Source organism: Myxococcota bacterium (assembly GCA_035498015.1).
In the GTDB taxonomy this organism is placed as follows: domain Bacteria; phylum Myxococcota_A; class UBA9160; order SZUA-336; family SZUA-336; genus VGRW01.
Genome location: DATKAO010000160.1, coordinates 1 through 5,779, shown reverse-complemented (window position 1 = coordinate 5,779; position 5,779 = coordinate 1). Strand labels below are relative to the sequence as shown.

Annotated in this window: 7 protein-coding genes; 3 read left to right on the top strand and 4 right to left on the bottom strand. The window is 70.1% G+C overall.

Annotated features, from left to right (window positions below):
* The coding region (locus tag VMR86_14540) for an alcohol dehydrogenase (GenBank protein HTO08264.1) at positions 1-229 on the top strand (229 nt) is incomplete at its 5' end.
* 89 nt (positions 230-318) lie between these two features.
* Positions 319-1,893, top strand: coding sequence for a long-chain-fatty-acid--CoA ligase (locus VMR86_14535; protein HTO08263.1), 1,575 nt, complete (start codon positions 319-321; stop codon positions 1,891-1,893).
* Positions 1,894-1,907: 14 nt separating this feature from the next.
* Here VMR86_14535 and VMR86_14530 read toward each other — a convergent pair whose 3' ends face one another.
* On the bottom strand, positions 1,908-2,960 hold the full coding sequence (locus VMR86_14530; protein ID HTO08262.1) for an alpha/beta hydrolase: 1,053 nt from the start codon (positions 2,958-2,960) through the stop codon (positions 1,908-1,910).
* A gap of 55 nt (positions 2,961-3,015) precedes the next feature.
* Between VMR86_14530 and VMR86_14525 the strand changes: the two genes are divergently transcribed.
* Positions 3,016-3,516, top strand: a complete 501-nt coding sequence (locus VMR86_14525; protein ID HTO08261.1) for a peroxiredoxin family protein — start codon at positions 3,016-3,018, stop codon at positions 3,514-3,516.
* 81 nt (positions 3,517-3,597) lie between these two features.
* Here the strand turns inward: VMR86_14525 and VMR86_14520 are convergent, their stop codons facing one another.
* The 3 genes from VMR86_14520 to VMR86_14510 all read right to left on the bottom strand — a co-directional run.
* On the bottom strand, positions 3,598-4,527 hold the full coding sequence (locus VMR86_14520) for a transglutaminase family protein (GenBank protein ID HTO08260.1): 930 nt from the start codon (positions 4,525-4,527) through the stop codon (positions 3,598-3,600).
* Complete coding sequence (locus VMR86_14515) at positions 4,527-5,486, bottom strand: alpha-E domain-containing protein (GenBank protein ID HTO08259.1); 960 nt, start codon at positions 5,484-5,486, stop codon at positions 4,527-4,529. Before VMR86_14515 ends, VMR86_14520 begins: the two co-directional genes overlap by 1 nt.
* Positions 5,486-5,779: circularly permuted type 2 ATP-grasp protein (locus tag VMR86_14510; protein HTO08258.1), on the bottom strand; the 294-nt coding region annotated here is incomplete at its 5' end. The genes VMR86_14515 and VMR86_14510, both read right to left, overlap by 1 nt.

The window sequence follows — 5,779 nt, the reverse complement described above, 5'->3', positions numbered from 1 at the left end:
GAAGGTCGAGCTGCCGGGCGTCGACTTCCTGTTCGAGAAGAAGATCCAGGGCTCGAGCATGGGCTCGAACCGCTTCCGCACCGACATGCCGAAGTACGTCGACATGTACCTGAACGGGAAGCTCAACCTCGACGACATGGTCTCGAAGCGGATCAAGCTGGAAGACGTGAACGACGCCTTCGCCGCGCTCGAGAAGGGCGAGGTCGCGCGCCAAGTCATCATGATGTGAGGAGTCGTCGAGGTGCAAGCGAAGCGCGCAGCGAGCCGAAGGCGAGCGAAGTCGGGTGGCGAGGCTTCGCCTCGCCGGGACCCGTAAGGATGGAAGTACCTCTACTCGTCGACGACTTCCTGCGCCGGCCGGCGCTGCTGTACCCGGAGAAGGTCGCGGTCGTCGACGGGTCGCGCCGCTTCACCTATCGCCAGTTCCAGGCGCGCGTGAACCAGCTCTCGCACGCGTTGCTCCGGCTGGGCGTCGCGCCGGGCGACCGGGTCTGCATCCTGTCGCCCAACTCGCACTTCTTCCTGGAGAGCTTCTACGGCACCAGCCAGATCGGCGCGATCCTGGTGCCGCTCAACTACCGGCTCACCGCGGCGGACCACGAGTACATCCTGAACCACGCCGGTGTCAGGACCGTGCTGGTCGACTGGGAGTACACCGCGGTCGTCGACGAGATCCGCCCCACCCTGAAGACGGTGCGCGACTGGATCGTCGCCAAGGACGAGGGCGAGACGGCGAAGGGCTGGCTCGACTGGAACGAGCTCGTCGCGCGCGAGTCCGACGCGGCGCCGCCGCCCGTACCGCGCTTCGAGAACGACGTGGTCTCGATCAACTACACGTCGGGCACCACGGCGCGGCCGAAGGGCGTGATGCTCACGCACCGAAACTGCTACATCAACGCGTACACGCTGGTGAGCCACCTGCGCGTGTCGCACGACGACGTCGAGCTGTGGACCCTGCCGATGTTCCACTGCAACGGCTGGGGCGGCGTGTACGCGCTCACCGGCATGGGCGGCACCCACGTGGTGCTGCGCGGGATCGACGGCGCGAAGATCTACCAGCTGATCGCGCAGGAGGGCGTCACGTTCGCGTGCATGGCGCCCGCGGTGCTGCGCACGATCCTCGACTACCCCGAGAAGAGCAAGCACGCGATTCGCACACGGCCCCGCTTCACCGTCGCGGGCGCGCCGCCGCCGGCCGCGTTCATCGAGCGGCTCGAGACCGAGCTCGGCTGGGACTTCATCCAGATCTACGGGCTCACCGAGACCGCGCCCGTGCTGACCGTGTCGATGCCCGACCACGCCACGAAGAAGGACGACTGGCCGCGGCGCTCGCGCGCAGGTGTGCCCGCGATCGGCGTCGAGATCGCCGTGCTCGATGGCGACGCCAAGCCCGTGCCCAAGGACGGCGTGTCGGTCGGCGAGGTCTGCGCGCGCTCGAACGTGGTGTTCAAGGGCTACTGGGAGCAGCCAGACGAGACCAACAAGGCGATCCACGGCGGCTACTTCCACACCGGCGACCTGGCGGTCTGGGACGAGCTCGGCTCGATCCACATCGTGGACCGCGCGAAGGACGTGATCATCTCGGGCGGCGAGAACATCAGCTCGCCCGACATCGAGGCCGCACTCTACAAGCACCCCGCGGTGGTCGAGTGCGCGGTGATCGGCGTGCCGCACGAGAAGTGGGGCGAGACACCGAAGGCGCTGGTCGTGCTGAAGAGCGGGACGAAGCTCACCGAGGCCGAGCTGATCGCGTTCTCGCGCGAGCACCTCGCGCACTTCAAGTGCCCCACCTCGGTCGAGTTCCTCGACGCGCTGCCGCGCACCGCGACCGGCAAGCTGCAGAAGTTCCTGCTGCGCGAGAAGTACTGGAAGGGCGGAAGGCGCGTGAACTGAGTCGGCGCTGCCGTTCAGCGCGGTGCGAGCGGCGTCAGCTTCTCGATCAACGCGCGCTGGAACGCTTCGGGCGCTTCGATCGGGACGAAGTGCCCGGCTTCGTCGAACCAGACGATCTCGACGTGCGGCGCCTCGAGCGTTGCGGCCCATTCTTCGACCAGCGGATACGGCGTGTTCCAGTCGTGCCGCCCACTGAACAGGAAGACGGGCACCTCCAGCCGGCGGATCTGCGCGAGCGCGTCGAAGTCGTCCAGCCCGGCAAACAGCCGATCGAGCGAGCTGCGCAGGCAGGAGAAGAAGCGGAGGCGCGTCCCGAGCGTGTACTCGCGGCCGAAGAGCGCCGCGGGCAGCGCCTCGCTCGCGCGTTTTGCGGCGTAGATGCTGCCGCCATATCTGCCGAGCCATTGGCGCTGCACTGCCAGCTCTCGGCCGGTCGGGTAGGGCGGGTGGATCGTCGCGAGCTCGGCGAGCGCAGCGGCGTCGCCGCGCCGTTTCGCCTCGTCCACCACGAACTGGTACGAGAGCTGCTCGTTCCGGAGACCGCTCACGACCTGGCCGAGGCCCACGTAGGCCAGGAACAAGTCGGGGCGCCGTTGCACGGCGAGTGCCCCGACGACGCTGCCCCAGGAGTGACCGAGCAGGAAGATCCTGCCGCCGCCGAAGCGCTGCGCGAGCCGCTCCGAGAGCTCGATCGCGTCGGCGACGATCTGCTCGCGGGTCAAGCTCGCGAAGTCGGTGCCGGCGCAGGAAGCGCCGGCGCCGCGCTGATCCCAGTGCACCACCACGAAGTGGCGCTCGAGCTGATCCGAGTAGCCAGGAGCGAGCGGCAGCTGCGCGAACCCCGGTCCGCCGTGCAGATAGAGCAGCACCGGCTTCGTGCGGTCGCGACCGCGGAGCAGGATCGTCTGCGCGACGCCGCCCAGCGAGATGCGCTCCAGAGCGGCAATCGCGTTCGGCCCTTCGATCGGCGCGGTCGCTGCGGGCAGCAGTGCCCAGAGCACGAGCGCGAGCGCGAGCGCGGCGAGCAGGACGCCGAGCGCCCTGAGCGTGAAGCGCACGATCCGCACGCGGCGGAAGCTAGCGCCCGGGCCGAAGGGCGCCCCGGTCCGCTACCATGAACGGATGCTGAAGACGCTCGCTCTCGCCCTTCTGCTCGCGGCTCTCGCCGCGGATTCTGCCGCGCCGGACTGGACCCTGCAGGGCTCCGACGGCAAGACCTACACCTCCGCGTCGCTCGCGGGGAAGCGCGGCTACGTGCTGGCCTGGTTCCCGAAGGCGTTCACCGGCGGCTGCACGACGGAGCTCGAGTCGCTGCGCGACGCGCAGGCCGAGCTCGCAAAGTTCGATGCCGACGTGTTCATGGTCAGCTTCGACGCGCCGGAGAAGAACGCGGACTTCGCGAAGTCGCTGAAGGCGAACCTGGTGCTCTTGTCGGACACCAAGGGCGACGTCGCGTCGGCCTTCGGCGTCTCGAACCTCGGCGGCATGTACGCCAAGCGCTGGACCTTCTACGTCGACAAGGACGGCGTGGTCCGCTTCGTCGACCAGAAGGTGAACACGGCGACGGCGGGGCCGGACATCGCCGCGAAGCTGGCGGAGCTGGACTTTCCCAAGAAGCCCTAGCCCGACTGACTTCGCTCGCGTGCGGCTCGCTGCGAGCGGCTTTGCCGCTTGCTTCCTCGCTCGGGACGGCCCTCACTCGGCCTAGCGTTGGAGCTGAGTCTGGGTCTGGCCCCGCGCGCCCTGCGCCTGCACGCCCCAGGCTTCGCCCGTCGCGAGCCGGGTCATCTTCACCTGCACCTCGAGCTCGTGCTGGAACGGGCCGTGGTACAGGCCGCGCAGCGGCAGCACGTCGTCGTAGTCGCGGCCGTGGCCGATCTTCACGTGACGCGCGCCGACGGCGAGGCGGTTGGTCGGGTCGAGCGGCCACCAGCCGACGCCGGGCAGGGCGACCTCGACCCACGAGTGCGTCTGCACCACCACCTCGCCGCGCTGCGGCTCCGCGCTCTGGTCGCCGCGCGCCGCGAACAGGTAGCCGGAGACATAGCGCGCGGGGAGCCGCACCGCGCGGCACAGCGCGATCAGGAAGTGCGCGAAGTCCTGGCACACCCCGCGGCGCGAGCGCTGCAGCTCGTTCACGTCGATGCCGACGTGGGTCGAGCCGGGCGCGTACGAGAAGCTCTTCGCCACGTGCGCGGCCAGCGCGCAGCCGATCGCGGAGGCGTCGTCTCCACACGGGCCCGCGACGTCGCACGCCTCGCGGCGCAGTCCCTCCGCGAAGTCGGTGTGCGCGCTCGGCACCAGGTACTCGTGGTGGACCTCGGCGAAGCGCGGCTCGCGCAGCGAATGCTTCGAGTCCGGCGGCTCCGCGCGCGCCTCGCCGTGCATGGCCACGCGCATCTCGGCCAGCACCTCGAGCTCGCGGTGCGGGCGCGCCACGCCGAACAGATCCACGCGCGTGCCGAAGTAGTCGCTGTACGACACCACGCGCGCCGCCGGCGCGATCGACAGCTTGTAGCTGAGCAGGATCTGGCGGTCGTCGCTGCAGGGGCTGGCGCGCAGCACGTTGTGCGAGTCCCAGACCGCCTGCGGATAGCGGAACAGCGTGCGGTAGCGGATCTCGAACAGCTCCATCACGCCAGCTCCGACCCGAAGATGTGTCGCTGCGGCGCGGGCCCGCTCGCGAAGAAGCTCTCCTCGACCAGCTCTGCGACCTCCCAGATGCCGGCCTGCGCGCGGTCGAGCACGCCGCGTTCGCCGAAGGCGCGCAGCTCGTCGGCGTCCTGGTACTCGAGCTCGGCACGAATCCGGCCCAGGCAGCGGCGCGGCCGCGCGATCGCTGCGCCGCCCTCGAGCTGCGCGAGCAGGTTGTCCGCGCCGCGCACGCAGAACAGCACGCTGCGCGGGAAATCGGGCGCCAGCAAGAGGAACGCGACCACCCGCGCCGGATCGATCTCCGCACCGTGCGCGCGCGTGTAGGCCTCGAGCGCCGACACCGAGTTCAGCACCAGTACGAAGTCGTGGAAGGCGCCGCGCGCCTGGCGGCGCGCCGTGCGCACGCGCAGCATCCGGCAGGTCATCTCGGCGCGCTCGATCAGCCGGCCGAGCAGGAGGAACCGGTACGGGTCCGAGCGCGGCATCGTCTCGGAGCCCGCGCCCGCGATCATCTGGCAGCGGGTGCGGATCTCGCGGTAGAGCTCGTACGGCTGCGCGGCGAGCTCGGACTCGAGGTCGCGCGCGCGCAGCTCGAGGAAGCACGCGTTCAGCGCCTCCCACAGCTCGGTCGAGAGGTGCTCGCGCACAGTGCGCGCGTTGTCGCGCGCGCGCGCGATCGCGGCGATGATCGAGCTCGGCTGCGCGGGATCCGCGACCAGGAACTGCGCCACCGCGCGCGCCGAGATCTCCGGGTGCGCGGCGTAGAACGGGTGCGCGAGGTGCAGCGCCTCGAGCAGCGTGCGCCACGCCGACTCCTCGTCGGCCGAGCCGCCCTCGAGCAGCCCGTGGTAGGTCACGTCGAGCATGCGCGCGGTGTCCTCGGCGCGCTCCAGGTAGCGGCCGGCCCAGAACAGGTCCTCGGCGTGGCGCGCGAGCATCAGCGCGTTCCCGTCTCTTCGAGGACCCAGGTGTCCTTCGAGCCGCCGCCCTGCGACGAGTTCACCACGAACGAGCCGCGCCGCAGCGCCACCCGCGTGAGCCCGCCCGGGAACACCTCCGTGCTCGAGCCGGTCAGGATGAACGGGCGCAGGTCGATGTGGCGCGCCTCGAGCTTGCCGTCGACGAAGGTCGGGTGGCTGGAGAGCTGCACCAGCTCCTGCGCGATGAAGCCGCGCGGGTCGCGCTCGATCTCCTTGCGGCTGATCTCGAGCTGGTCGGCGGTCGCCTGCGG